Genomic DNA, 24,047 nt, shown 5'->3' on the forward strand with positions numbered 1-24,047 from the left:
GCGTGCTCTCAGCTTCCTTCCTTGTTGGCGCGCACCAAGACCCAGATCAGGAATGGTGCTCCCAGTGCGCCGGTGACGACGCCGACTGGCAATTGTATGTCGTGCAGGATATTGGTGGCGATGAACGTCGCCGCGGTGACCAGCAGCGCTCCCACGAGCGCGGCGGACCCCAGGTGGCTGCGACCTTTGCACAGGCGCAGGGCCAGCGGCCCGGCCAGGAAGGAGACGAAGGCCAGCGGGCCGGTCACGGCGGTGGCCACCGCCGTGAGTCCGACCCCGAGCAGGATCAGCCCCAGCCGGGTGCCCCGCACGTGAAGTCCCAGCCCGGCGGCGGTGTCGTCGCCCAATTCAAGGATCCGCAGCTTCGCGGCGGCCGGCACCAGCAGCGGCAAGAGGATCGCCAGCGCGGCGGCCAGCATTCCCGCCCGCTCCCAGGTGCTGGCCGACAGCGAGCCGGTCAGCCAGCGCAGTGCGTCGCCCGCCGTGCGCACGTCGGTGCGGGTGAGCAGGTACTGGATGATTCCCTGCAGCATCGCGGCCACCGCGATCCCTGCCAGGATCAGCCGCGCCCCGGTGTGCTTGCCGGAGTCGGCGATGGCGTAGATCAGCAGGGCGACGGCCAAGGCGCCGGCGCAGGCAATGAGCGAGAGCCCGATTCCCTGGGCGCCGAAGAACAACATCCCCGCCACCGCGGCGGCGGACGCCCCGTAGCCGACACCGATGACATCGGGACTGGCCAAAGGGTTCCGCAGCATGCGCTGGAAGATGGCTCCGGAGGCGCCAAACGCGGCCCCGGCCAGGATCCCAACGGCTGCCTGTGGCAACCGGTCCTCCCAGAGCATGAACGAGACTCCGGGGACCCGTTCCCCGGACAGCGCGGACAACAGCTCGGCCACGGCGAAGGGGTGGCGCCCTGCCACCAGGTTCAGCACGACGGCCACCAAGATGCCGGCCGAGGCCAGCAGGTTCACGCGTGCCACCGGTCCCGGGCGGCGCTTGCCGCGCGGCCGGCGCACACCACCGGTTTCCGGCGGGAAGCGGGGCCCTCGCCGGGGCTTCGGGATCGCTCCGGAGACGGGCGCGGGAGCGGGAACGGCAGCTGCGGGCGCAACCTCGTCGGGTTCCACCGCGGGGTCCGGCGCAGGCGCGGGGCCGGCGGTGCGGCCGGTTCCGGCGATCATCTGGCGACTCACAGCGTGACCTTCTTTCCGCGGCGCAGCAACCAGAGGAAGAGCGGCGCACCCAGCACCGCTGTCATGACCCCGACCTGGATTTCCGCCGGCGGGGCGATGACCCGGCCCACCACGTCGGCAAGCAGCAACAGCACCGGGCCGGCAATCATGGACAGCGGCAGCAGCCAGCGGTAGTCCCCGCCGGCCAGCACGCGGACGGCATGGGGCACGATCAGCCCGACGAAGCCTATGGGCCCGGCCAGTGCGGTGGCGGCGCCGCACAGCAGCACCACCCCCGCGGCGGAAAGGGCGCGGCCGCGGCCCACGCGGAACCCGAGCCCCACCGCGGAGTCGTCGCCCAGGGCCAGCGCATTGAACAGCCTGGCACCGGTCAGCACCGCGACGGCGCCGAGCGCCAGGAACGGCGCGACCGACAGCATCTCGGGCACTTCCCTGGCACCGAGCGTGCCGACCTGCCAGAACCTGAAGCGGTCCAGGGCCTCCTGGCCGACCATCAGCACGGCGTTGGTCAAGGATCCGAGGCCGGCCGCCATGGCCGCACCGGCCAGGGCGAGCTTCAGCCCCGTGGCGCCGTCGCGACCCAGCGAGGCCACCAGGTACACCAACAGCGAGGCACCCGAGGCACCGACGAACGCGAAAAGAATGTAGCCGTGCAATGTGGACACGGCGAAGAAGTGGATGCCCAGCACCACTGCCAGCGCGGCACCGGCGTTGACGCCCAGGATGCCGGGGTCGGCCAGCGGGTTGCGGGTGATGCCCTGCATCCCGGCCCCGGCCAGCCCCAGTGCGGCGCCGATCAGCAGCCCGGCGACGGTGCGCGGGATGCGCGAGGCGATGACCGCGTGGTCCCCGTTGGCGGGATCCAGGTTGGCCAGGGCATCGAAGACGGTGGAGGGGGCGAGGGGGCGTGCGCCGATGAGCAGGGAGAGGAAGACAGCCAGCACCAGGACCGCCAGCAACCCCAGGCCGATCGCCGGGGCGCGCAGGGGCGATTCCCCGCGCCCGGTCCGGGTGGAAGCTGCCGAGGGGTTCGCGGTGTCAACGGATGCACTCATCGCTTTGCCGCCAGAGCTCGGACGGGGCGAAGCGCGGTGGCCCTAGACTGGGGGCCATGAGCATGCAGCAACCCACCGTGGCCTCCGGCCAGGCAGCCTTCCGCCTGGCGCCGAATCCCGGCCCCATGTCGCTGGAAGGCACCAATTCCTATGTGTTGCGCGCGGAGGGATCCGAACACGCGGTGATCGTGGACCCGGGTCCCGACGACGCCGGGCACCTGGCGGCGCTGGCCGCCGAATCCGTCGAACTGATCCTCATCACGCACCGGCACCCTGACCACACCGAGGGCATCGACACGCTGCACCGGCTCACTGGCGCTCCCGTGCGCGCCGCCCTGCCCGAGCATTGCCGCGGGGGCGAGGTGCTTTTGGACGGGGAGGAAATCCATGCGGCCGGCCTGCGGCTGCGGGTCCTGGAAACCCCGGGACACACCTCCGACTCTCTGTGCTTCCTGTTGCCCGACGACGGGGCCAACGGCTCGATGCTCACGGGCGACACCATCCTGGGCCGCGGCACCACCATCCTCGATGCTCCCGACGGCACGCTGGGCGACTACCTGTCCTCGCTGGACAAGCTGGAGGCGGGACCCGATGCGTTGGTGCTGCCCGCGCACGGCCCGGTGCTGGAGTCGCTGCACGGGATCGTGCGCGAGTACCGCGCGCACCGGCACGAACGACTGGCCCAGATCCGCGCCGCGCTGGCGCAGATCCGGAGCCGTTCCGGCCAGGAGCCCACCATCGCCCAGGTCACCGAGGCGGTCTACGCGGACGTGGATCCCCTGGTGCGCCGGGCGGCCGAGATCTCGGTGGCAGCGCAATTGCACTACCTCAAGGAGTCCGAAGCTTCCTGACATTGAGTGTGGGTTCCCGCCTGTTCGGTGCCGGTGCGTGGGTGGGGGGTGTGCAGGCTACTTGCCTGCGGCTGCCTGGGCGCCCGCGGCGAACACCGGGACGACCTTGTCGATGGCGTATGGCACCGACAGCGGGGATGCTGCCGAGATGGCGAGCACCTCCATGTCGTTGGCCGCGGCCACCAGTCCGCCCTTGTCCACGGCGGGGATCTGGGAGAAGAGCTTGTTCTTGACGATGGCGTCGGTGCCCGTGGCCTCGTCGGCCCAGGTGAAGAACAGATCGGCCTCGAGCTCGTTGGCACGCTCGGCGGCCCACGGCAGGAAGAACTCGCCGTCCTTGACGTTCTCGTCGACGATCTCGGCCTGGGTCATGCCCAGTGCGGTCAGGAATCGCGGGCGGGAATCCCCCGTGGCGTAGAGGCTGATGGTGTTGTCGGAAGGTTCCAGGTTTCCGGCGATGAACGTGGTGTCCTTGAAGACCGGGTTCGCCTCGGCGGCCGCGGTGATCTTGCCCTCGACGCCGGTGATGACGTCCTTGGCCTCGGCGTCCTTGCCCAGGGCCTGGCCAACTGCGGTGGTCACGTCCTGCCAGCCGGCGGTGTAGTTCGGTGCAACCGGACCGATGACCGGCGCGATCTTCGAAAGCTTCTCGTACTCGTCCTTCGTCAGACCCGAGTAGCCGGCCACAATCAGGTCGGGCTGCGCCTCGGCCAGGGCCGTGAAGTTCACGCCGTCGGCCTCCGAGTACTGCACAGGCGCCTTCTCGCTTCCGATGGAGGCGCCGAGCTCGGCGAGCTTGGCATCCTTCCAGTCGGTCGAGCCCTGCTTGTTGTTGCCCCAGGTGTCCTCGGCCATTGCCACCGGAACAACACCCAATGCCAGCACCGCATCGGCATTGACCCAGGAAACCGTGGCCACGCGTTCGGGCTTCTCGGTGATTTCGGTGGTGCCGTAGATGTGCTTGATGCTGACCGGGAATGCGTCGCTTGCAGCAGCGGTGCTGCTCGCCGGGGCGCTGTCGGCGGACCCGCCGCAGGCACTGAGGGTCAAGGCAAGGGCGGTTGTGGCTGCGGCGATGAGGCCGGCGCGTCGAGTGAACTTCATGTGAGTGTGGAATCCTTTGCGATTCAGCGGTGAAAACGAGGGAGTCAGAGCTTGATTGGCAGGTCCGGTGATGAGCCAATTCACAATGGCCCGCCGAGTAAGGCTAACCTCACTAAAACCTAATACGCAACACGACTCGGCCCTAATTGGTCATAACGAGTCACGACGCAGGGGGACAATTTCCCGTCATTTCGCACGTCAACCCAACCTTTGGTGACTAGGCTCACTTTATGAATGGAACATTGCCGCCGGAACCCAGGAATCCTCATCGCAGCCGGGGCACGGCCTTGGTCACCGGGGCCACGGCGGGACTCGGTGCCGAGTTCTGCACGCAGCTCGCCGCGCAAGGCCACGACCTGGTCATCGTGGCCCGCGACAAAACCCGTCTGGATGAGGTGGCAGCACGACTGCACGCACAGTTTGCCGTCCACGTGGAAGTACTGGCCGCGGACCTGGTGACGGACGAGGGGACTGCGGCAGTTGCCGCCCGCCTCGCATTGGAATCAAGCCCCGTATCACTACTGGTCAACAACGCAGGGTTCGGATTGCGCGGGAACTTTGCCGACAACGACCTCGGCGAAGAACTAGCTCACTTGCGCATCCACACCCAGACGCCGCTGGTCCTGATGCATGCGGCGATCGACGCCATGGGCACCCGCGGCGGCGGCCGGATCATCAATGTTGCCTCGGTTGCTGCCTTCACTCCGCGCGGGAGCTACTCGGCAGCGAAGGCCATGATGGTGAACTTCAGCAGGTGGGCCAACGTCTTCTATGCCGAGCGCGGCATCTCCGTCACCGCCTCGTGCCCCGGCTTCGTGCGCACTGAATTCCACGACCGCATGGGTGTCGACAAGTCCAGGATTCCAGCATGGGGCTGGCTGAACGCACCGGACGTGGTACGCCGGGCCCTGGGCGACAGCGAAGCAGGAAAATCGATATCGATCCCCTCAAAGCGCTACAAGATCGGCGCCGGCTTGGCACGGATCGCGCCCGACGCCCTGGTGGAGCGCCTGGCCCGGCGCGGACGCTGACGAGGCCTGTCATTCGGGCCGCCGGCCAGACATCCCGCGAATCGGAGCAATACGACTTCCGGCGCGCCATTGCGCCCGGCACTCGGTCCATGCCCACGTCACTTTCGAGACGTATAACGCAATATGACGGAGATTACTTTCGGTACCGAAAAGTGCGCATTTTTCCCGTCTTCGCGGTGGACATTAGGCAACCCTTGCCTTCCGGACGGCCCGCGACAACAACCCATGGCGGTTGTCCGGTTTGCTCATAGGCATGCCTTATCTATAGCGTTTCAACCAAGTTCATTTACGCAACGAGGTAGTTCGCTAATTGCCGGGTACCTCGATCAGCAGCCCCATCATCGGAGTTAAACATCGTGAAGACCCCTGTTCGCGTCGTTCTCGGCGCGCTCGCCGCCGGCGCATCCCTGCTTGCACTGACCGCTTGCGGCGGATCCACCGAGGCCGATGCCGCGGCCGCCGACGGCAAGACCGTCAGCATCACCCATGCACAGGGCACCACGGAAGTTCCGGTCAACCCGGAAACCGTTTACACCTTCGATCTGGGCGTACTTGACTCCATGACGGCGCTCGGCCTCGAGGCCGACGGTGTCCCGGAAACCAAGTACCCGGAATCGCTGGCCAAGTACAACGACGCCGCCGTCACCAAGATCGGTTCCATGAAGGAACCCGACTTCGAGGCCATCTCCAACGGCAACCCGGACCTGATCATCATCACCGGCCGCACCGCCGCCTCCTACGAGGAACTTTCCAAGATTGCCCCCACCGTCGACCTGACCGTGGACGCCACCAAGCCGCTGGATTCCTTCAAGGAGCAGGCCGGAAAGATCGGGACGATCTTCGACGTCGAAACCAAGGTCGATGAGAAGCTCGCGGCGCTCGACACCAAGATCGCCGACACCAAGGCCAAGAGCGCCAACGCGGGCAAGGGCCTGATCATCATGACTTCCGGCGGCGAACTGACCGCCTACGGAGCCGGCTCGCGCTTCGGCCTGATCCACGACGTCCTGGGCGTGTCCACGGTTGCCGACATCAAGTCGGAGGGCTCACACGGCGAGTCGATCTCCTTCGAGTTCCTGAAGACCAACAACCCCGACACCCTTTACGTGATTGACCGCGATTCGGCCATGGGAACCTCGGGCGAGGCCGCCAAGGCCGTGCTGGACAACGAGCTGGTCGCCTCGACCAACGCCGCCAAGAACGACAAGATCGTGGGCCTGGACTCCAACGCCTGGTACATGATTGGCTACGGCCTGGACAACACCGCGAAGATGATCGACGAGGTCGCTTCGGCCCTGTAGGCACCGCCTCGACGACGCCTTCCACATCATGAGCGCACCAGTATTGAGCCGAACGGCCGCCGCGGAGCAAGTTCCCGCGGTGGCCGTTCGGCGTTCCAAAAAACCCTCTGAAACAGCGTGGCTGGTTCTGGGCACCGTCGCTGTCCTGCTGCTGGCGGTCGTGAGCTTGTTCGTCGGGGTCTCCGAAGTCTCCCTGCCGCAGCTGCTGGCCGGGAACGCGGAAGCCTGGGACCTGTTGTGGATCTCCCGCGTGCCGCGCACCCTGGCCGTTGTGCTGGCCGGAACCGCGGTGGCGGTGGCTGGCCTGATCATGCAGCTGATGGTGCGCAACCGGTTCGTCGAGCCCTCCACAGTGGGCACCGTGGAATCGGCGACCTTGGGCATCCTGGTGGTTACCGTCGTGCTGCCCGCCGCCCCCATCATGTTGAAGATGGGCGTGGCAGGCGTGTTTGCCCTCGGCGGCACCGCGCTCTTCCTGGCGGTGCTGGGCCGGCTGCCGGCCCGCAACACCCTGCTGGTGCCCATCGTCGGCATCATGCTCGGCGGGGTCATCGGCTCCGTGACAACTTTCTTCGCCTACAAGTACGACCTGCTCCAGACGTTGAGCAACTGGATGATCGGGGACTTCTCCGGGGTGCTGCGCGGCCGCTACGAGCTCTTGTGGCTCGTAGCGGCGCTCACCCTTGCCGGCTACCTGGCCGCGGACAGGTTTACCGTCGCTGGCCTGGGCGCCGACTTCACCACCAACCTGGGGATGAACTACAAAGCGGTCATGCGCCTGGGGATGGTGCTGGTCTCGCTGATCTCCGCCGTGGTGGTCACCACCGTGGGCGCCGTCCCGTTCCTCGGGCTGATCGTGCCGAACATCGTCTCACTGCTCTTCGGCGACAACCTGCGCCGGGCAGTGCCCTGGACCGCGCTTTTCGGCGCGGGCTTCGTGCTGGTGTGCGACATCATCGGCCGCACCATCCGCTTCCCCTACGAGGTCCCCGTGGGCATGGTGATGAGCGTGCTCGGCGCCACCATCTTCCTGGCCCTGCTGCTGAGAACCAGGAAACGCAATGCCTAAGACCCTTTCCGCCGCACCGGCTCCCGCCTCCGGGGGCCCGAATCCATCCCCGCGCCGCGGCCGCACCGGCTTCACGCTCGGTGCGCTGTCCCCCAGAGGCATGTCCCCGCGAACGCTGGTCATCGTGCTGGCTGTCATCACCCTGGGCTGCATCGCCGCGTTCATGACCATCGACCTGCGCGGGAACCTCTCCTACGCGTTGACCCGCCGGGGCATCCGCGTCGGGGCCATGCTGGTGGTCGCGGTCGCGGTGGGCCTGTCAACGCTGATGTTCCAGACCGTGACGGCCAACCGCATCCTGACCCCCTCGATCATGGGCTTCGACGCGCTGTACATCCTGATCCAGACCGGGCTGGTCTTCGCCTTGGGCTCCTCCACGCTGCTCACCGCCGCCCCGTCGCTGAAGTTCGGGGTCGAGGTGGCACTGATGGTTGTCTTCTCCGCGCTGCTCTACCGCTGGCTCTTCACCGGCGGCACCGGCTCGCTGCACCTCATGCTGCTGGTGGGCATCGTCATCGGCACGCTCTTCCGCGGATTCTCCTCGCTGCTGCAGCGGTTGATGGAACCGAGCGAATACATCGTGCTGCAGGATCTGTTCTTCGCCTCCTTCAACCAGGTCGAGCCGCTGCTGCTGGGAATCTCCGCCGTCGTCGTGGTGCTGGTCGCCGCGGTGGTGTGGAAGCTTCGCAAGACCTTCGACGTGCTGGCGCTGGGACGCGACACGGCCGTCAACCTGGGCGTGGACCACCGGCGCATCGTCACCCTGGTGCTGGTGCTCTGTTCGATCCTGGTCGCGGTCTCCACCGCGCTGGTGGGTCCGGTGACCTTCTTCGGGCTGCTGGTGGTCTCCCTCGCCTACCAGATGGTGCGCAAGTTTTCCCACGCCGCCCTGATTCCCATCGTCTGCCTGCTAGGTGCCATCACGCTGATCGGCGGCCAGCTGGTGCTGGAGCGCGTCTTCGGCTTCGCCACGGCCCTGAGCGTGATCATCGAGTTCGCCGGCGGCCTGCTGTTCCTCTACCTGCTCCTGAAGGGTTCCCTGAAGTGATTTGCATTGATTCGGTGACCAAGTCCTATTCCGGGACCACCGTGGTGGACGCGGTGAGCACCACCATCCCCGCCGGCGGGGTCACCTCCATCATCGGGCCCAACGGAGCGGGAAAATCCACGCTGCTCTCGCTGATTTCGCGGCTGATCCCGATGGACAACGGATCGGTGTCCATCGCCGGCCTGGACATCGGGCGCACGCCCAGCAAGCAATTGGCCAAGTCGATGGCGATCCTGCGCCAGGAAAACCACATCACCATGCGCCTGCGCGTGCGGGACCTGGTGGGCTTCGGCCGTTTCCCGCACTCCGGGGGCCACCCCACCGCGCAGGACGAAAAGCACATCCTCGAGGCCATGGAGCAGTTGGACCTGACTCCGCTGGCCGACAGGTTCCTGGACGAGCTCTCCGGCGGGCAGCGCCAGCGCGCCTACATCGCCATGGTGCTGGCCCAGGACACCGACTACCTGCTGCTCGACGAGCCGCTGAACAACCTGGACATGAAGCACTCGGTGGAGATGATGCGCATGATCCGCCGGCTGGCCGACGAACTGGGCAAGACGGTGGTCATCGTCATCCACGACATCAACTTCGCCTCCTGCTACTCGGACACGATCCTGGCGATGCGCGAGGGCGTGCTGGTGCACCAGGGAACCCCGGCGGAGATCATGACCGGGGACGTGTTGCGCGACGTGTACGACATCGACATCCGCATCGAGGAGATCGACGGCAACCGGATCGGCGTGTACTTCGCCTGATCACCTGCGCCGCCATGCGGCGGGGTAACTCGTCAGGGGTGGATGAATGGTTTTGCGCGGGGCTTGGGGAACCGCGGATGCCTCGATGGCGCCCCCGGGGCTGGTGCATGTACAAGAATTGAGTGGAATTCGGGTAAGTTTGCCCACAATGCGAGACGACACCCGACACTAATAACTATTCATTGACCTGCATATTGCGCGGTTTTTGCGCGGTCGGCCGCCCCTTGCCGCAAAATCCGCAGCTTTGGAAGAATGCAAAAATTGCCTACATGACCACGCACAACATCGCACCGGGCACGACGCGTCCGACGCTTCGCCAGCAACTGGGAGCTCGCAAGCCCATCGAGTCCTTCATCGCCGAGGCAGGCAACGGAACCGGCGACGGACCCAAGCTGCGCCGCACGCTCGGGCTGCTGCACCTGACCATGATCAGCGTCGGCGCCACCCTGGGCACCGGCATCTTCGTGGTGCTCTCCTCCTCGGTGCCGATGGCCGGGCCTGCGGTGTGGATCTCCTTCGCCATCGCCGGGCTCGCCGCACTCTTCGCGGCGCTCTCCTACGCGGAAATGGCCGGCGCGGTGCCCGTTTCCGGGTCGAGCTACACCTACACCTACGCGACCATGGGCGAAGGCCTGGCCTGGATCTGCGGGTGGTGCTTGGTGCTCGAGTACGCTGTCTCCGTCGCGGCGATTGCGGTGGGAGCCGGCGAATACCTGAATGAGATGGCCCGTTCGCTGGGCGTGGACCCGCCCGCGGCACTGACCAATCCCCCGGGGTCCGACGGCGGCGTTTTCAACATTCCGGCCCTGCTGATCGTTCTGTTCGCCACGGTGCTGCTGGTGCGCGGCACCAAGGAATCCGCCATGGTGAACACCGTGCTGGTGTTCACCAAGATCGCGGTGCTGCTCTTCTTCATCGTCATCGCCTTCAGCGCCTTCACCTCCGGGAACTTCGACCCGCTGCTGCCGATGGGCACCGCCGGGGTCTCAGCGGCCGCAGCCCGCCTGTTCTTCTCCTACATCGGCTTCGATGCCGCCTCCACGGCCGGCGAGGAAGCAAAGAACCCGCAGCGCGACCTGCCGCGGGCCATCGTGCTGTCAATGGTCATCATCACCTCCCTGTACATCCTGGTGGCCATCGCCGCGATCGGCGCCCGCCAGTGGACCTGGTTCGAAGGCAAGGAAGCGGCGCTGGTGCAGCTGCTCGAGGAGGTCACTGGCCAGGGCTGGGTGGCGCTGCTCTTTGCCGCCGGCGCCGTGCTGGCCATCGTCTCCATCGTGATCACGGTGCTCTACGGGCAGACCCGCATCCTGGTGGCGATGAGTCGCGACGGCATGGTCCCGAAGGTCTTCGGCCGCATCTCCCCGCGTAACGGGGCCCCGGTGGCGGGGACCTGGATCACCGGCGGCGTGGTGGCCCTGGTGGCCGGACTGGTGCCGCTGGGCCAGCTGGCCGATGCCACGTCCATCGGCACACTCTTCGCGTTCTCGCTGGTCTCCCTTGCGGTGATCTTCCTGCGCCGCACCCAGCCGGAATTGCCGCGCACCTTCAAGGTTCCGCTCTACCCCCTGACCCCGATCCTCGCGATCCTCTTCTGCGGTTACCTGATGCTCAACCTCGGGGTGGGCACCTGGGTGGTCTTCGCGATGTGGATGGTCATCGGCGCCGCGATCTACCTCGGCTACGGGCGCCGAAACTCGAAGCTTGCCGCCAACTGGGACATGCTCCGGAAAAACTAGGTGACTCACCCCGCCACACCGCTGCCTGGGCAGCGGTGTGGCGGACTTGTGCAGGTCGCGCCAGGAGCTTTCCAGAACCACGCAACCGGGCATCGGAGCCGATGGTGACGGGTTCAACGCCCATCTCCTGCCAGGGCCGGAGATCCGTGGCGGGGGCTTAGGGCATCGGCTGGACCGGACCGCCCGGGACCGGACGGCCACGGCGCAACGGTATGGAGCAGGCAGCGGCCAAGGCCGCCATGCAGGCGCCGTAGATGAGGGTGTTCACGGCGAACCCCACGCGGTCGCGCCCGGTGGGCGGGGACGTCATGAAAAACTTCGGACCCATCGCGGCCAGCAGCGGAATGTGCCCCGCAACGATCGTGCCCGCCGCTATACGCCCCCAGAGCGGGCCGCGGCCGGCCAGCACCATTCCTCCGGCCATGCCAAACAGGGGTGTGGCGATGGCGTTGGATCCCTCGCCCGTTTCAAGAAGTTTGCGCATGAGCCCGGGAAGCGGCAGCGTGCAAGCTGCGAAGACCAGCGGGCTGGCCGAGAACCGGTCCAGATTTCGTTCGGGGTCCCCCGCCCGCAGGTCGGCGCTGTGCGCCAGCATCGCGCCCGTGATGGCCCCGGGAAGCATGATCCCGACGATGGTGTTCCGGGGATTGACACGCGAGGCGTCCCCGACGAGGTTCCCCATGTACATGCGCATCGTCGCCGACCACGCCAGTCCGGCTGCTGCTCCCAGGATTATGCTTCGCATCGGTCCTCGCCCTGTTCCATTGATGGTGGCCACGATGATCCTCCGTGGCGGCCTCGGGCACAATGACCGGGCCGCCCCATGGGCATGGACGGGAATCGAACTCGCCCGGCGTGGGTTGTACCCCGGTAATGGAACTCGTGCTCTACACCTCCGCCTTCTGCGCACCCTGCGTGCGTGCCCGTTCCGTCCTCGGGAACGCCGAAAAACTGCTGCCTCAGGCCCGCTTCCGGGAAGTCGACGTGCCCTCGAACCTCGGGGAGTCCGAGTCCTCCGGCATCGTCTCGACCCCCACGCTGGTGGTGCTTCGCGAGGGCACCGAGGTGTTCCGGGCCTCCGGGGTGCCCAGCGTGCAGCAGGTGCTGGCCGCCGCCGCGCTGGCCCTGGACTAGCACCGGCTCCGCGCCGGGGCCCGGGTCGGCTCCTCCCGCACCCGGAGGCGGTCGAAGGGCGCTAGCGCAGCCCGCCAAGCTGAAGGTTGCGCAGGTATCCGAGGGAGTCCGAGGCTAGCGCATCCTGGCTGCTGGCCAGCGGGCGCCAGGTGTGCGCGCTGCCCGGCGCGAAGGACTCCACGCACAGCGGCCCGGTGTAGCCGGCCAGGTCCAGGGCGTGGATGAAGGCGTTGAAGTCGAAGTGGTCGGCCCCGACGGCTCCCCGGTTGTTGCCGCTGACCTGCACATGGGCGATGTGGCCCATGGCGCGGGCCACCGAGGCGGCGATGTTCCCTTCCTCGATATTCAGGTGGTAGGTGTCAAGGAGCATGCCGAGGCCCGGTCCCAGCAGCGGTTCGAGGGCGTCGAAGGCCTGGTCGACGGTGTTGATGAAACTGGTTTCGTAGCGGTTCAGCGGCTCGATGGCCAGGGTGACTCCGCGCGCCACCGCACGGTCGACCAACGGGGCGAGGTTGGTGCGCAGCTGGAGGTAGGCGTGCTCGCGCTCGGCCCCGGTCATCGTCCAGGTGCGCCCGGTGGAGGCATGGAGCGGCCCGGCCACGGTGTCGGCGCCGAGCTCCGCTGCCACGTCGATGCACTGCGCCAGGTAATGCCCGGTGGCGGTGATTTCCGCTTCCGGGGCGGAGACCAGGTTGCGCAACGGGGTCATCACCCCGATCACCACCGGGGCCAGCCCGTGGCCGGCGAGGACCTCCCGGGCGGCGGCCGGGTCCCAGTCGCCGGGGTTTTCCAGCGGCAACTCGATGGCCCCGAAGCCCAGGGCCGCTGCATGGGCGGCCAGTTCCGCGAGGGAGGCGTCGTCCAGCCGCCGGGTCCACAACCGGGTGCTCACGCCCAACGTGCGTTCCATGGTTCCTGCTCCCCTGCCGTTGGCCTGCGTATCGATTGCCCCGGGCGCGCGGAACGTGCGCCGAAGTCCTTGGTGCCCATGCTACGTCCGCCCGGTTGCCCCTGCCAGTGCGGGGCGGTGCACATCGCCCGGGACCCCGCCCGCCGATACGCGGCGCGCCGACGGTTCGCGGTGCGGGGTTTTATTGTGAAGAATGGGTCGGTGATCCCCTCGCCTGTTGAACCCGCCCCCGCCGCCTGCCTGCAACGGATCGTCGCCGATTCCTCGGACCGGATCGCATGGCTGCGGGCCCGTTCGCAGGGCATCACCGCCACCGACGTGGCCAAGCTTTCCACCCCGAAGTCCATCCAGTCGGCGGCCTGGGACAAGCTGCACGGCTCGGGCTTCGGCGGGAACCCGTACACGGACCACGGCCGGGCCCGTGAACCGGTGATCGCCGCGTGGGTGCAGGAGAACTTCGGGATCCTTCCCTCCAGCCAGCTCTTCCACGCGGCGGAGAACCACATCCACCTCGCCACGCCCGACGGGTTGGGCATCCGCGAGACGGGCCGGGTGGAGCTTGCGGAAATCAAGACCACCAACAAGCCGTTCAAGACGATCCCGCGGAACTACCTGCGCCAGGTGTTCTGGCAGCAATACGTGCTCGGCGCCGAACGCACGCTTTTTGTCTGGGAGCCGCACAAGGACTTCGTCCCGATGCATGCCGAACCGCTGACCCGTTGGGTCGACCGCGACGATGCCGCGATCAGGGACCTGATTGCCAAGGCCGATGAGATGGTGGCTGTCCTGCGCGAACGCACCGCCGCGGCCCGCGCGCGCGCCGACTACGGGCCCGCCGCGCTGTACCTCTGAGCATTGTTCCCCGGCCCCTGATGATGGGGCTGCGGGTCAGGCCGGGGCGGCACCGGGCATCACTGGCTTGGGCAGTGCGTCGGGGTAGTCCTTGCCGAGCTCGGCAATCAGGTGCTCGCGGACGTAGTTGCGCAGGTCGTACAGGTCCCCGGGGTTCCTTGCGCTGACACCAATCGTGACCTTCAGGATTCCTCCGATGGCATCTGTCACGTTCAGGTCCCCGATCCGTCCGTCCCACAAATCCGTCGAGGCAAGCAATTGCTGGGTGCGGGTGCGCAAGTGCTCGATGGGTGCGTTCCAGTTCAAATCCAGCAGAACGAAGCCGCTGATCTCGGTGCTGCGGCGCGACCAGTTCTCAAACGGGGTCGTGGTGAAGTGGGTCGAGGGGATGATCATCCGTCGCCCGTCCAGCAGCAGCACCACCACGTAGGTCAGCGTGATTTCCTCGATGGTTCCACGCTGGGTCTCCACCACCACGGTGTCGTTGACCCGAATCGCGTCCGTGAAGGCGATCTGCAGCCCGGCAAAGACGTTGGCCAGGGAGGACTGCACGGCGAGCGCTGCGACCACGGAAATCAGGCCGGCGGAGGCCAACAGGCCGGCTCCCAGCGCCCTGACCTCGGGAATCGTGAGCAGGGCCCCTGCCACCGCCAGGGTGATGATCAACGCGGTGACCACCCGGCGCAGCAATCCGACTTGCGTCTGGATCTTGGCCAGACGCCGGGGATTCCCGTCGTCCTCGCGGTACCTGGCCAGGACGATGTCCTCGAAGACGCCTATCACGACGATCAGCAACCACGCGATGGAGCTGATCAACCCCAGCAAGAGCAGGAACTGCCAGATGGTGACCCATTGGCTCGGGGCAAAGCCCACTCCCACCGCGACCTTGGTGAAGGCAAAGGCCAGGGTGAACAGCAACGGCGCGCGTCGCAGAGTGCGTTCGGGAGGAAGTCCCTGGATCCGGCGCAGCAGCCGCTTGAGAATGAAGGACAGGACCACGGTGATAACGATCGCGGACAGTAACCCGATCGCAACCACAACCCAGGGCCGAATGGCATCGGGTAATGCGTTCGTGTTCTGCACGGCCTCGTTCAGGGCGTCGTCCAATGTTCCGGTGGCAAAGATCTGCATCTCACAAGGTTGTCACACGCCCTTGGGTGTCGGCTGGATATCGCCCCACCACGTCGGTCATATCTCCTCTGGGTTGCAATGCCATGGATTGTGCGTAAACCCCCTTGCGAGGCGGTTTCCCGGCGCGCAAGCTGATCTCACCACCCCCTCCACCCGCATTTTCCGCCCTTAGCGAGGCACACCATGAAATCCAGGATCACCGCCGGCATCGCCGGTGCACTACTCATCGCGGGACTCGGCATCTCCCCTGTTTCGCCTGCGGCAACCGCCACGGCGGCCACCGCCCCCTATTGCGGCATCACCTGGGGCTCACTCGCCGACTCCGTCGCCGCATACTCGTCCGCCACCATCGCCAACGTCCGCACCGGCCGCCACACCTGCTATGACCGGATGGTCATCGACCTCAAGGGCAAGGTCAAGGGCTACGACGTGCGCTACGTCAACGCCGTCTTCACCGAGGGCCAGGGCAAGCATGTCCCGCTTGCAGGCGCCGCCGACCTGCGCATCATCGTGAAGGCACCCGCCTACACGAGCTCCGGCACCCCCACCTACAACCCGGCCAACCGGACCAACGCCAAGAACGTTTCCGGCTACACCACCTTCCGCCAAGTCGCCTACCTGGGCAGTTTCGAGGGGCAGACTTCCTTCGGCCTGGGCGTCCGCGCCCGGCTTCCGTTCCGCACCTTCGTCCTCACCGCCGCCGACGGGAGCACCAGCCGCCTGGTGATCGACGTGGCCCATCGCTGGTAGCGGAGCGCGGGAACACCTGCGGGCACCGGTTCGGCACCACGGCTTCGTGGCGCGGAACCGGTGCCCTTTCCCTGCCCGCGTTGCCACGGCCCGGAGCCGGACCGGCACGCCAGAAGGGACGCAAGGCCCACGCGAGAGCGGTGTTGGATGACAAAACAACGTCATCCGGGACGCCGAGCCGGCGGATATGACACGATTCATGCATGAGTATTGCCCGCCCGTACAAGCAAGTAGATGTCTTCGCCTCCTCCCCCTACACCGGCAACGGCCTGGCCGTGGTGCTTGACGGCGAGGGACTCAGCGATGCCCAGATGCTGGGCTTCGCCAATTGGACCAACCTCGCCGAGACCGTGTTCCTGTTGCCGGCCACGCATCCGGATGCCGACTACCGGGCACGGATCTTCACCACCACCACGGAACTGCCTTTTGCCGGGCACCCCACCCTGGGTGCGGCGCACGCATGGCTGGAAGCCGGCGGCGTGCCCAAGAACCCCGCGGGCCTGGTCCAGGAATGCGGAGCCGGGCTCATCGAGGTACGCCGGGTCCCCGGCGAGGACCCCGAGGACCCCGAATCCCTGGCCTTCAAGGCCCCGCCCATGATGCGCACCGGCGAACTCGAGGACGACGTGCTGGAATGGGCGCTGGGCGGACTCGGGCTGGCACGCGAGGACGTGCTGGCGCACCAATGGGTGGCCAACGGGCCCAACTGGGCGGGATTGCTGCTGCGCGATGCGGACCTGGTGCTTTCGCTGGAGCCCGACTATACGGCCCTGGCCGGGCTGGAGATCGGGGTCATCGCCCCGCACACCGTCGGCGGCGTTCCCGCCCGTTCCTACGACCCGAATGTACCCGAGGCCCGGCCGGCCGGGGCGCGGGAGGAATTGAGCCCGGTATCGGCGGCCGACGAGCGCCGCGGCTCCCAGCGCTTCCGCAACGTGGTCACCGGCGCGCCGGCCGACTACGAGGTGCGGGCCTTCTGCCCCGGCGAAGGCCTTCAGGAAGACCCTGCCACCGGCTCCCTGAATGCCGGCTTCGGCGTGTGGCTCACCGGGTCCGGGCTGGCCCCGGCCTCCTACACCGTGCGCCAGGGAACCCGCCTGGGCCGCTCGGCGATCCTGCACGTGGAATCCGACGCCGCAGGCGTATGGATTGCCGGGCACTCGGTGACTTGCATCGACGGCGTCGTCAACCTCCCCTAGACGCAAAAACAGTGCAGTGTGAGGTGGGGCTCAATACCCTGTATTACCGTGGCGACCCGGAGTAGGCTCGGGCGGTGAATGTGAACCAACGCGTAACGGAAACCAAGCAGGACAAGCTTGCCTGGGGTGCCCTGTGGGCGCTGGTCATCGGCTTCTTCATGATCCTGCTTGACTCGACCATCGTCTCCACCGCGATGCCGGCCATCATGAACGGGCTGGACACCGACATCAACGGGGTCATCTGGGTCAACAGCGCCTACCTGCTGGCGTTTGCGGTGCCGCTGCTGATCACCGGGCGCCTCGGGGACAGGTTCGGCCCGCGCACCATCTACCTCATCGGCCTCATCGTCTTCACCGCGGCCTCGCTGTGGTGCGGGCTGGCTCCCGACATCAACACGCTGATCGTTGCACGCGTGGTCCAGGGCCTGGGCGCCTCGATGATGAGCCCGCAGACGATGACGTTCATTACCCGCATGTTCCCCTACGCCCGCCGCGGCGCCGCCATGGGCGTGTGGGGCGCGGTGGCAGGCCTTGCCACGCTGGTCGGCCCGATCGCCGGCGGCTTGTTCGTCGACACGCTGGGCTGGGAATGGATCTTCTTCGTGAACGTGCCGGTGGGCATCATCGCCATCTGGCGCGTGTTGGCCAAGGTGCCCGAACTTCCGCGCCACTCCCACTCCTTCGACTGGCTGGGCGTGGGATTGAGCGCCGTGGCGATGTTCGCGCTGGTCTTCGGAATCCAGGAAGGCAACACGCACGATTGGGGACCGTTCATCGGGCCCATCGGCTCGTGGCAACTGATCATCGGCGGGGCCGTGCTGCTGGGGCTGTTCATCTGGTGGCAGGGCGCCAACCGGGCCGAGCCGCTGGTACCACTGGTCCTGTTCAGGGACAGGAACTTCTCGCTGGCCAACATCGCCATCGCCTTCATGGGGCTGTCCATCACCGCCATGAGCTTCCCGATGATCCTCTACCTGCAGTCGGTGCGCGGACTCACCCCGACGCTTTCCGCGCTCATGCTCGCGCCCATGGCCGTGGTGGCAGGCGCGCTGGCCCCGGTGGTCGGCAAGAACGTCGGCAAAATCGAGGCCAAGTACTTCGCGATCCCCGGCTTCTTCCTCTTTGGCGCCTCGATCACGGCCTACGGGCTAATGCTGCGGGCCGACACCCCGTTCTGGCTGCTGTTGCTTCCACCGGTGTTCATGGGGCTGGGCTCGGCCATGATCTGGCCCGCAGTTTCGCTGACCGCCACCCGCGACCTGGGCCAGGCTGACGCCGGGGCCGGATCCGGGGTGTACAACACCACCCGGCAGGTCGGCGCGGTGCTGGGTTCGGCGTTGATCGCGCTGATGATGGAATCGCGCATTGCCGTGGAGTCGGAAAAGGCCGTTGCCGCACTGGCTGCCGACGGACCTGCCTCCGTGGTGAGCGGTTCCCTGGCCGAGCCGGGAACCGGGGCAGCGGTGCCCGAATTCCTGCATCAGGCCTTCTCGCTGGCGCTGGGCCAGGCGCTGTTGCTGCCGGGTATCGTGGCCATGGCAGCTGCCCTGCTGGCGGCGTTGTTCCGCAAGGGCGCGCGCAGCAACTGATCCGCGCGCCCTTGCGGGCGTTGCGCTACTTCTTTTTCGCGGTGACTTCCTTGATCTTGGTCTTCGCCTTGCCGCGGCCGAAGACCAGGGCCGCGGCGATGCCGGCCAGCCAGAGGTCCTTGGCCATCGGGACTCCGTTGGGCGTGGGGCGGATGCCGTCGGACTCGGTCAGTCCCGGGGTCTTCAGGTAGGTGGCGACCAGTCCGGCCGCGAAGGCACCCAGTCCAAGGCCGGCCAGGCGCGAGGGGATGAACGGGGTCAGCAGGGCCGAGCCCACGGCGATCTCCCCGAAGGCCAGCGCCTTGCCGAAGACGGCTGGTTCGACCTTTTCGACCTGCGGGATGGCATTGGAGGCCATGGACTGCAGGCCCTCGGCGGATTCGGCGTCCATGCGCAGCTTGCCGATGCCGCTGTTGAGGATGTAGGCGCCCGAGACGAGTCGTAGTGCGGTGTTGGCAATGCTGAAGCCCATGGTTTTTCTCCTGGTCGTGGGTCGCTGTGGTGGTATTCGTTAACCCACCCTATGGTTTGGCGCTCCGCCACGGCTATAGCTTCCCCGGTGTGGCGCGGGACAAGGTCCGGGGACCGCATGCTCTATGGGCTGTGACACATTCGCGCAATGCGGAGTCCAATCGGGGGCGGGAGAAACCGGCGGCATGCTAGATTCGCGTGCATGATCACCTCCTCCGCGGTTCCCGATGCCGCGCTGCGCCTGCTCGTGGAAAAGGGCTTCGACGCCACCAGCGTCGACTCGCTGGCACAGGCTGCGGGCATCTCTCGTTCCACCTTCTTCCGGCGCTTCGGCTCGAAGGAGGAAATGGTCTTCGCGGACATGGAAACCATCATCCACCACCTTGAAACGGTGCTTGCCACCTCCTCGGCCGGCCCCGTGGCCTCGCTGGTGCACGCGGGGTTGACCGTCTTCGACCAGCACACCGCCAGGCCCGAGGCCGCTGGCTTGCGCCACCGGCTGTTGCTTGACGTGCCCTCCCTGCGCGACCGCGAGCTGGTCTCGATCCACCGCTACGAGCGGGTGTTCCGCAACCACCTGCGTGACCGCGGGTTGTACTCGCTGCCCAACGGGCGGGCCATGTCCATCGCGTTTGCCTCCGGGGTGGTCTCGGTCCACAACGACCACCTGCGCCGCTGGCTGCGCCACCCGGAAGACACCCGCCGTCCCGACCTGGAGCGCGAGCTGCTGGCCCTGGGATCGGTGTTCGCCCCGGTGCTCGAGCCGCAGGAATCGACACCCGCACCCGAGCCGACGACGGTGGTCATCACCATTGCCGGCGGCACCCCGGACACCGAGTCGGTGCTGTCCCAGGTCCGCGATGCCCTGAACCGCGCGAACGGCTAGGCCGGACGCGAGGCACCCCGCGGTGGAACCCCCACACTCGAGGCTACATTCCCTCCCCGGCTGGCCGCGGGCGACCGAACGGCTCGTGCTGCGCCCCGCCGCCGCATCGGATGCCGAGGCCACTTGGGTCTACCGCCGGCTTCCGGAGTCCTCCCGCTGGGTCACCTCTGCCTGGAACGACCTTCCGGACTACCGCCGCTCCTTTACCGACCCGGCGCACCTGCGCGACAGACTCGTCATGGAATCCGCCGGCACCGTCGTCGGGGAAGCGGTGGTTCGCCTCGGGGACGCGTGGTCCCAGCGCGAGGTCGCGCACCTGGCAGCGGGCACCGAGGCGGAGCTCGGGTGGTCGCTGGACCCGGCGGCCGGCGGGCGCGGGCTTGCCACCGAGGCGGTGTCCTTCCTGCTGCGCCTTTGCTTCGCCGACCTGGGCCTGCGCCGGGTCCATGCCCGCTGCTTTGCCGCCAACGAGCCCTCTTGGCGACTCATGGAACGCGTGGGGATGCGCCGCGAAAGCCACCTGGTCGCCGGCGCACTGCACCGCGACGGCACCTGGAAGGACGGATACGCCTACGCGCTGCTTGCGGACCAGTGGCGCGCCACACAAAATGCCTGAACCGGAGTTTCTTGACCTGAAACTGAGTTCCAGTATGCTGGTGCCTTAGCGACATTCCCGCCGCCGACGAAAGGGCACCACTCCGCCATGAGCATTGAAGCCAGCCTGAACACCGATTTTCCTTCCGGTGTCGTTGAACCGGAGTACGAGCTCTGGGGCGAGGTGGATGTCGATCCGGCAGGCCTCTTCGAGGATGTCAATGCGGAGGATCGCGTTTACTGGGACAGGGCACGGAAGTTCGGCCTGGACGAGGTGCGCCCCGTCATCGACGGGTACTGGGACAAGTCCGACTACCCGCTGGATCTGGCCAAGCGCCTGGGCGAGCTGGACCTGCTGCGCGATGGTCTGGAGCTTGAGGGCTACCCGCAAATGAGCGTGCTGGCGGCCGGCCTGGTGAACATGGAGCTCTCCCGCGCCGATGGATCGGTGGGCACCATTGCCGCGGTGCAGGCCGGGCTGGCCCTGCGCTCGATCACCGAGTGCGGCTCCCCCGGGCAGATCGCCCACTGGGGCCCGAAGCTTGCCAATGCCGAAGTGCTCGGTGCCTTCGCGCTCACCGAACCCACCCACGGCTCGGACTCGGTGTCGTTGGAGACCCGCGCCGTGCGCGTTGCGGGCGGCTACCGGATCAGCGGCGAAAAGAAGTGGATCGGCAACGGCTCCACCGGCGGAATCACCATCGTCTGGGCGCGCGACGAAGAGAACAAGGTCCGCGGCTTCATCGTGCAGCAGGAGTGGGAGGGCTACACAGGCACCACCATCGAGGGCAAGCTGTCCCTGCGCGCCATCTGGCAGGCGCACATCCGCATGGAGAACGTCTTTGTCCCGGACTCGCATGTGCTGCCCGGGGCCAACAGCTTTAAGGACACCTCCAAGGTCCTCTTCGCCACGCGCCTGGGCGTCGCCTGGTCCGCCGTGGGCCACGCCACCGCCTGCTACGAGACGGCCGTGCAGTACGCGGCCCAGCGCATCCAATTCGGCCGGCCGCTTGCGGCCAGCCAGATCGTGCAGGAACGCCTGGCCCGCATGCATTCCGAGCTTGCCACCATGCAGCTCACCGTCATGCAGGCCACCCGACGCGAGGAGGCGGGAACCCTGACCCCGGTGCAGGCATCGCTGGCGAAGTTCACCTGCACGCGGCTGGCCCGCGGCATCGCGTCCAACGCCCGCGACCTGCTCGGCGGCAACGGCATCCTGCTCAAGAACCGGGTGGCGCGGCACATTGCCGACATCGAGGCCATCCACACCTATGAGGGCACCGAGACCGTCCAGGCGTTGATCATCGGGCGCTCGATCACCGGGATCTCGGCCTTCGCCTAGGCCGCGGCGCAGGTCTCTCCCCTGTTTCCTAGCCGTTGCCTCCGTGCGGGGTGCCGCGAGGCATCGCCCCGGCGGCGGGTGCGGTGCTGGTATCAACGCCCACGTCCAGCACTGCCTTGTAGCCGGCGACGGTCTCCCCCGTGACAGTCGCCAATTGGCTGGCTCCGCCGTCGTCACCGAAGACGTTGTCGCTTTCCAGCGACAACCGTGCCAAGGTCCGCACCGAATTCGCGTAGCCGTCAGTCGCGTACACGGCGTCCGAAACGTCCTGGGGCAACGCCACCTGGGAGATGGCGATCGCCTGAGCGGAGTCGGTGATCGATGCGGCATCCGGGTAGACCTCGAAGTGGATGTGGGGCCAGCGTCCGGGGTAGCAGGCAGGGAAGATGCTGGTGAAGCGCACTGTGCCCTCCGCATCGGCTACCTGCACCCCGCGCAGGTAGTTTTCCTGCTCGGCTGCCGGGGTGTACATCGAGTAGTTCCCGTCCCTGTCGCATTGCCAGACGTAGACGGCAACGCCGGCAAATGCCGCGCCGCCGTTGGCCAGGTCCTTGATGTTCAGTTCCAGGTCCAGGGCAACGCCTTCCGCGGTTCCGTTGGCGTCCCCGAAACTCGAGCGGATGTCGCGGCGCACGATGCCACTTTGTTCCAGCACGTCCGGCCCGTTTGATCCGTCCCCCGGGTAGGGCCCGGCCGTCTCGTCGGGGATCTCTCCCGCAGAGGTGCCGGTGGATGCGTCGTTGGTGGTGGCGGTGCACGCGGCCAGGCCCAGTGCCAGGGCGCCAACGCCGAAGGCCTTGAGCGCACCGCGGCGCCCGATGAGCGTCTGCACATCGAACCCGAGTCCCTGGTCCTCGAGATCCTGGTGGGGCCGCGGAAGACTCCGGCTCTTGTAGGCCGGGTGGCCGGCGCCCGGCCTCTGGTGCTGCTGGTGCTGTTCCATGGCGTCGTTCCTCGCTCGCTCGTGAATCCTGGTTGGTGCCTTGGATTCCTACAGTAGGCCTCCGCCCCATGGCGCTGCTGTGGCGAAGCCATCGCCGGCCCATGTGCGGCCACGCCGGGAAGACCATTGCGCCTCCACCGGGAGCCTCGTAGCCGCCCGCCCCACGTTGCGCATCACATGTATTGCGTGTTGAGGTCGATCTGCGCCGACCCGGCCCGCGTAGGCTTCACGGAGGAGTTGTCCCGCTACCTGTTTCGAAAGGCACCCGCATGCGTCGTCAAACGATCGTCATCACCGGCGCAAGCGACGGGATCGGTGCCGAAGCCGCACGCGCGCTCAGCCGTCTGGGACACGAAATGGTCGTGGTGGGCCGGAACCGGGAAAGGACCGCAGCCATTGCCCGGGAAATCCAGGCCGATCACTTCCTCGTCGACTTCTCCGATCTCGATGAAGTCCGGGGTCTCGCGGTGCAACTGCTTCAGAAGTACCCGCGGATTGACGTACTGGCGAACAACGCCGGCGGCATCTTTACCCCGGCCCGCCAGTCGACCGGCGACGGGTTCGAAATGACCTTCCAGGTCAACTACCTTGCCCCATTTCTACTGACCCGGCTGCTTCTTGACCGGCTCATTGCCTCGCGGGCAGCAGTCATCAACACCTCCAGCGTGGCGAATAGGTTGTACGGCAGGGTTGACCTCTCCGACCTGAACGCCGAGCGATACTACGATCCCAAAAGAGCCTACGGGAACGCCAAACTCGAACAGATCATGTTCACCCGCGAACTGCATCGCCGTTTCGGTTCCAAGGGCCTGGCCTCCGCGTCGTTCCACCCCGGGATTGTCAGCACCGGATTCTCCCGTTCCCCCGGCACGTCCATGGAGGGCATCTACGGCAACAGGCTGATCTCCAAATTACTCGCAACGCCCAGGAAGGGTGCCGACACTCTCATCTGGCTGGCCGACCAGCGCAGTGGCGGGACGTGGCCTTCGGGCGAATACTTCTCCCGTCGCAAGGTGGCCCGGACCAATCCCCAGGCCAGGGACGATGCGCTTTCCGAGACGCTGTGGAACCAGTCCGGGCAACTACTGGGGATCGCGTGA

Annotated in this window: 24 protein-coding genes; 16 read left to right on the forward strand and 8 right to left on the reverse strand. The window is 66.9% G+C overall.

The genetic code is table 11. The annotated features are described in order from the left end of the window. Positions 1-8: 8 nt before the first annotated feature. On the reverse strand, positions 9-1,193 hold the full coding sequence (locus OIU93_RS10605) for an iron chelate uptake ABC transporter family permease subunit (RefSeq protein ID WP_264270041.1): 1,185 nt from the start codon (positions 1,191-1,193) through the stop codon (positions 9-11). Then, complete coding sequence (locus tag OIU93_RS10610) at positions 1,190-2,248, reverse strand: iron ABC transporter permease (RefSeq protein ID WP_264270042.1); 1,059 nt, start codon at positions 2,246-2,248, stop codon at positions 1,190-1,192. Before OIU93_RS10610 ends, OIU93_RS10605 begins: the two co-directional genes overlap by 4 nt. A gap of 56 nt (positions 2,249-2,304) precedes the next feature. On the opposite strand from OIU93_RS10610, the gene OIU93_RS10615 reads away from it, so the two are divergent. Further along, positions 2,305-3,099: an MBL fold metallo-hydrolase gene (locus OIU93_RS10615; protein WP_264270043.1), complete on the forward strand. Its 795-nt coding sequence runs from the start codon at positions 2,305-2,307 to the stop codon at positions 3,097-3,099. A 57-nt stretch (positions 3,100-3,156) separates the two neighbouring features. Here the strand turns inward: OIU93_RS10615 and OIU93_RS10620 are convergent, their stop codons facing one another. Further along, on the reverse strand, positions 3,157-4,203 hold the full coding sequence (locus OIU93_RS10620) for an ABC transporter substrate-binding protein (protein WP_264270044.1): 1,047 nt from the start codon (positions 4,201-4,203) through the stop codon (positions 3,157-3,159). Between the two features lie 230 nt (positions 4,204-4,433). Between OIU93_RS10620 and OIU93_RS10625 the strand changes: the two genes are divergently transcribed. The 6 genes from OIU93_RS10625 (at position 4,434) to OIU93_RS10650 (ending at position 11,146) form a co-directional block, all read left to right on the forward strand. Then, a complete protein-coding gene (locus OIU93_RS10625) occupies positions 4,434-5,234 on the forward strand; it encodes an SDR family oxidoreductase (protein WP_264270045.1) in 801 nt (266 codons plus the stop codon). A 356-nt stretch (positions 5,235-5,590) separates the two neighbouring features. Further along, a complete protein-coding gene (locus OIU93_RS10630; protein ID WP_264270046.1) occupies positions 5,591-6,535 on the forward strand; it encodes a siderophore ABC transporter substrate-binding protein in 945 nt (314 codons plus the stop codon). 28 nt (positions 6,536-6,563) lie between these two features. Further along, positions 6,564-7,604: an ABC transporter permease gene (locus OIU93_RS10635; RefSeq protein WP_264270047.1), complete on the forward strand. Its 1,041-nt coding sequence runs from the start codon at positions 6,564-6,566 to the stop codon at positions 7,602-7,604. Further along, complete coding sequence (locus OIU93_RS10640) at positions 7,597-8,652, forward strand: iron chelate uptake ABC transporter family permease subunit (RefSeq protein ID WP_264270048.1); 1,056 nt, start codon at positions 7,597-7,599, stop codon at positions 8,650-8,652. The genes OIU93_RS10635 and OIU93_RS10640 overlap by 8 nt, the downstream gene beginning before the upstream one ends. Next, positions 8,649-9,407, forward strand: a complete 759-nt coding sequence (locus OIU93_RS10645; RefSeq protein WP_264270049.1) for an ABC transporter ATP-binding protein — start codon at positions 8,649-8,651, stop codon at positions 9,405-9,407. The genes OIU93_RS10640 and OIU93_RS10645 overlap by 4 nt, the downstream gene beginning before the upstream one ends. Before the next feature lie 269 nt (positions 9,408-9,676). Then, positions 9,677-11,146: an amino acid permease gene (locus tag OIU93_RS10650; RefSeq protein ID WP_264270050.1), complete on the forward strand. Its 1,470-nt coding sequence runs from the start codon at positions 9,677-9,679 to the stop codon at positions 11,144-11,146. A gap of 157 nt (positions 11,147-11,303) precedes the next feature. On the opposite strand, the gene OIU93_RS10655 is transcribed toward OIU93_RS10650, so the two are convergent. Further along, entirely contained in the window at positions 11,304-11,891 is a 588-nt protein-coding gene (locus OIU93_RS10655) for a hypothetical protein (RefSeq protein ID WP_264270051.1), read from the reverse strand. Between the two features lie 128 nt (positions 11,892-12,019). Between OIU93_RS10655 and OIU93_RS10660 the strand changes: the two genes are divergently transcribed. Then, the gene (locus OIU93_RS10660; protein WP_264270052.1) at positions 12,020-12,280 is read left to right on the forward strand and encodes a co-chaperone YbbN; all 261 of its coding nucleotides are present in this window, start codon (positions 12,020-12,022) and stop codon (positions 12,278-12,280) included. 61 nt (positions 12,281-12,341) lie between these two features. On the opposite strand, the gene OIU93_RS10665 is transcribed toward OIU93_RS10660, so the two are convergent. Further along, the gene (locus tag OIU93_RS10665; RefSeq protein ID WP_264270053.1) at positions 12,342-13,190 is read right to left on the reverse strand and encodes a sugar phosphate isomerase/epimerase; all 849 of its coding nucleotides are present in this window, start codon (positions 13,188-13,190) and stop codon (positions 12,342-12,344) included. A gap of 201 nt (positions 13,191-13,391) precedes the next feature. Between OIU93_RS10665 and OIU93_RS10670 the strand changes: the two genes are divergently transcribed. Further along, positions 13,392-14,042: a YqaJ viral recombinase family protein gene (locus OIU93_RS10670; RefSeq protein WP_264270054.1), complete on the forward strand. Its 651-nt coding sequence runs from the start codon at positions 13,392-13,394 to the stop codon at positions 14,040-14,042. A gap of 36 nt (positions 14,043-14,078) precedes the next feature. Here OIU93_RS10670 and OIU93_RS10675 read toward each other — a convergent pair whose 3' ends face one another. Next, complete coding sequence (locus OIU93_RS10675) at positions 14,079-15,173, reverse strand: mechanosensitive ion channel family protein (protein ID WP_264270055.1); 1,095 nt, start codon at positions 15,171-15,173, stop codon at positions 14,079-14,081. Between the two features lie 183 nt (positions 15,174-15,356). Between OIU93_RS10675 and OIU93_RS10680 the strand changes: the two genes are divergently transcribed. The 3 genes from OIU93_RS10680 (at position 15,357) to OIU93_RS10690 (ending at position 18,711) form a co-directional block, all read left to right on the forward strand. After that, positions 15,357-15,923, forward strand: coding sequence for a hypothetical protein (locus tag OIU93_RS10680; protein ID WP_264270056.1), 567 nt, complete (start codon positions 15,357-15,359; stop codon positions 15,921-15,923). Between the two features lie 203 nt (positions 15,924-16,126). Beyond that, complete coding sequence (locus OIU93_RS10685; protein ID WP_264270057.1) at positions 16,127-17,122, forward strand: PhzF family phenazine biosynthesis protein; 996 nt, start codon at positions 16,127-16,129, stop codon at positions 17,120-17,122. A 74-nt stretch (positions 17,123-17,196) separates the two neighbouring features. Beyond that, positions 17,197-18,711 (forward strand): DHA2 family efflux MFS transporter permease subunit, encoded by a 1,515-nt coding sequence (locus OIU93_RS10690; protein WP_264270058.1) that lies wholly within the window; start codon positions 17,197-17,199, stop codon positions 18,709-18,711. A 25-nt stretch (positions 18,712-18,736) separates the two neighbouring features. Here OIU93_RS10690 and OIU93_RS10695 read toward each other — a convergent pair whose 3' ends face one another. Further along, positions 18,737-19,183: a DoxX family membrane protein gene (locus OIU93_RS10695; protein WP_264270059.1), complete on the reverse strand. Its 447-nt coding sequence runs from the start codon at positions 19,181-19,183 to the stop codon at positions 18,737-18,739. Positions 19,184-19,384: 201 nt separating this feature from the next. Between OIU93_RS10695 and OIU93_RS10700 the strand changes: the two genes are divergently transcribed. From OIU93_RS10700 to OIU93_RS10710, 3 genes are all read left to right on the forward strand, one after another. Beyond that, entirely contained in the window at positions 19,385-20,068 is a 684-nt protein-coding gene (locus tag OIU93_RS10700; protein WP_264270060.1) for a TetR/AcrR family transcriptional regulator, read from the forward strand. A 22-nt stretch (positions 20,069-20,090) separates the two neighbouring features. Then, positions 20,091-20,684: a GNAT family N-acetyltransferase gene (locus tag OIU93_RS10705; RefSeq protein ID WP_264270061.1), complete on the forward strand. Its 594-nt coding sequence runs from the start codon at positions 20,091-20,093 to the stop codon at positions 20,682-20,684. An 87-nt stretch (positions 20,685-20,771) separates the two neighbouring features. Beyond that, positions 20,772-22,004 (forward strand): acyl-CoA dehydrogenase family protein, encoded by a 1,233-nt coding sequence (locus OIU93_RS10710; protein WP_264270062.1) that lies wholly within the window; start codon positions 20,772-20,774, stop codon positions 22,002-22,004. Between the two features lie 28 nt (positions 22,005-22,032). On the opposite strand, the gene OIU93_RS10715 is transcribed toward OIU93_RS10710, so the two are convergent. Further along, positions 22,033-22,947, reverse strand: a complete 915-nt coding sequence (locus OIU93_RS10715; protein ID WP_264270063.1) for an intradiol ring-cleavage dioxygenase — start codon at positions 22,945-22,947, stop codon at positions 22,033-22,035. Between the two features lie 269 nt (positions 22,948-23,216). Here OIU93_RS10715 and OIU93_RS10720 point away from each other — a divergent pair, with 269 nt between their 5' ends. Further along, the gene (locus tag OIU93_RS10720; protein ID WP_264270064.1) at positions 23,217-24,047 is read left to right on the forward strand and encodes an SDR family NAD(P)-dependent oxidoreductase; all 831 of its coding nucleotides are present in this window, start codon (positions 23,217-23,219) and stop codon (positions 24,045-24,047) included.

It is taken from the genome of Paeniglutamicibacter sp. ZC-3 (assembly GCF_025847175.2).
Lineage (GTDB): Bacteria > Actinomycetota > Actinomycetes > Actinomycetales > Micrococcaceae > Paeniglutamicibacter > Paeniglutamicibacter sulfureus.

Bases quoted from the DNA above. Each gene is read 5' to 3' on its own strand.
- OIU93_RS10655 (WP_264270051.1), bottom strand. From the start codon at position 11,891: ATGCGAAGCATAATCCTGGGAGCAGCAGCCGGACTGGCGTGGTCGGCG.
- OIU93_RS10635 (WP_264270047.1), top strand. From the start codon at position 6,564: ATGAGCGCACCAGTATTGAGCCGAACGGCCGCCGCGGAGCAAGTTCCC.
- OIU93_RS10685 (WP_264270057.1), top strand. From the start codon at position 16,127: ATGAGTATTGCCCGCCCGTACAAGCAAGTAGATGTCTTCGCCTCCTCC.
- OIU93_RS10700 (WP_264270060.1), top strand. From the start codon at position 19,385: ATGATCACCTCCTCCGCGGTTCCCGATGCCGCGCTGCGCCTGCTCGTG.
- OIU93_RS10650 (WP_264270050.1), top strand. From the start codon at position 9,677: ATGACCACGCACAACATCGCACCGGGCACGACGCGTCCGACGCTTCGC.
- OIU93_RS10620 (WP_264270044.1), bottom strand. From the start codon at position 4,203: ATGAAGTTCACTCGACGCGCCGGCCTCATCGCCGCAGCCACAACCGCC.
- OIU93_RS10665 (WP_264270053.1), bottom strand. From the start codon at position 13,190: ATGGAACGCACGTTGGGCGTGAGCACCCGGTTGTGGACCCGGCGGCTG.
- OIU93_RS10625 (WP_264270045.1), top strand. From the start codon at position 4,434: ATGAATGGAACATTGCCGCCGGAACCCAGGAATCCTCATCGCAGCCGG.
- OIU93_RS10710 (WP_264270062.1), top strand. From the start codon at position 20,772: ATGAGCATTGAAGCCAGCCTGAACACCGATTTTCCTTCCGGTGTCGTT.
- OIU93_RS10610 (WP_264270042.1), bottom strand. From the start codon at position 2,248: ATGAGTGCATCCGTTGACACCGCGAACCCCTCGGCAGCTTCCACCCGG.
- OIU93_RS10680 (WP_264270056.1), top strand. From the start codon at position 15,357: ATGAAATCCAGGATCACCGCCGGCATCGCCGGTGCACTACTCATCGCG.
- OIU93_RS10660 (WP_264270052.1), top strand. From the start codon at position 12,020: ATGGAACTCGTGCTCTACACCTCCGCCTTCTGCGCACCCTGCGTGCGT.
- OIU93_RS10695 (WP_264270059.1), bottom strand. From the start codon at position 19,183: ATGGGCTTCAGCATTGCCAACACCGCACTACGACTCGTCTCGGGCGCC.
- OIU93_RS10675 (WP_264270055.1), bottom strand. From the start codon at position 15,173: ATGCAGATCTTTGCCACCGGAACATTGGACGACGCCCTGAACGAGGCC.
- OIU93_RS10720 (WP_264270064.1), top strand. From the start codon at position 23,217: ATGCGTCGTCAAACGATCGTCATCACCGGCGCAAGCGACGGGATCGGT.
- OIU93_RS10640 (WP_264270048.1), top strand. From the start codon at position 7,597: ATGCCTAAGACCCTTTCCGCCGCACCGGCTCCCGCCTCCGGGGGCCCG.
- OIU93_RS10615 (WP_264270043.1), top strand. From the start codon at position 2,305: ATGAGCATGCAGCAACCCACCGTGGCCTCCGGCCAGGCAGCCTTCCGC.
- OIU93_RS10715 (WP_264270063.1), bottom strand. From the start codon at position 22,947: ATGGAACAGCACCAGCAGCACCAGAGGCCGGGCGCCGGCCACCCGGCC.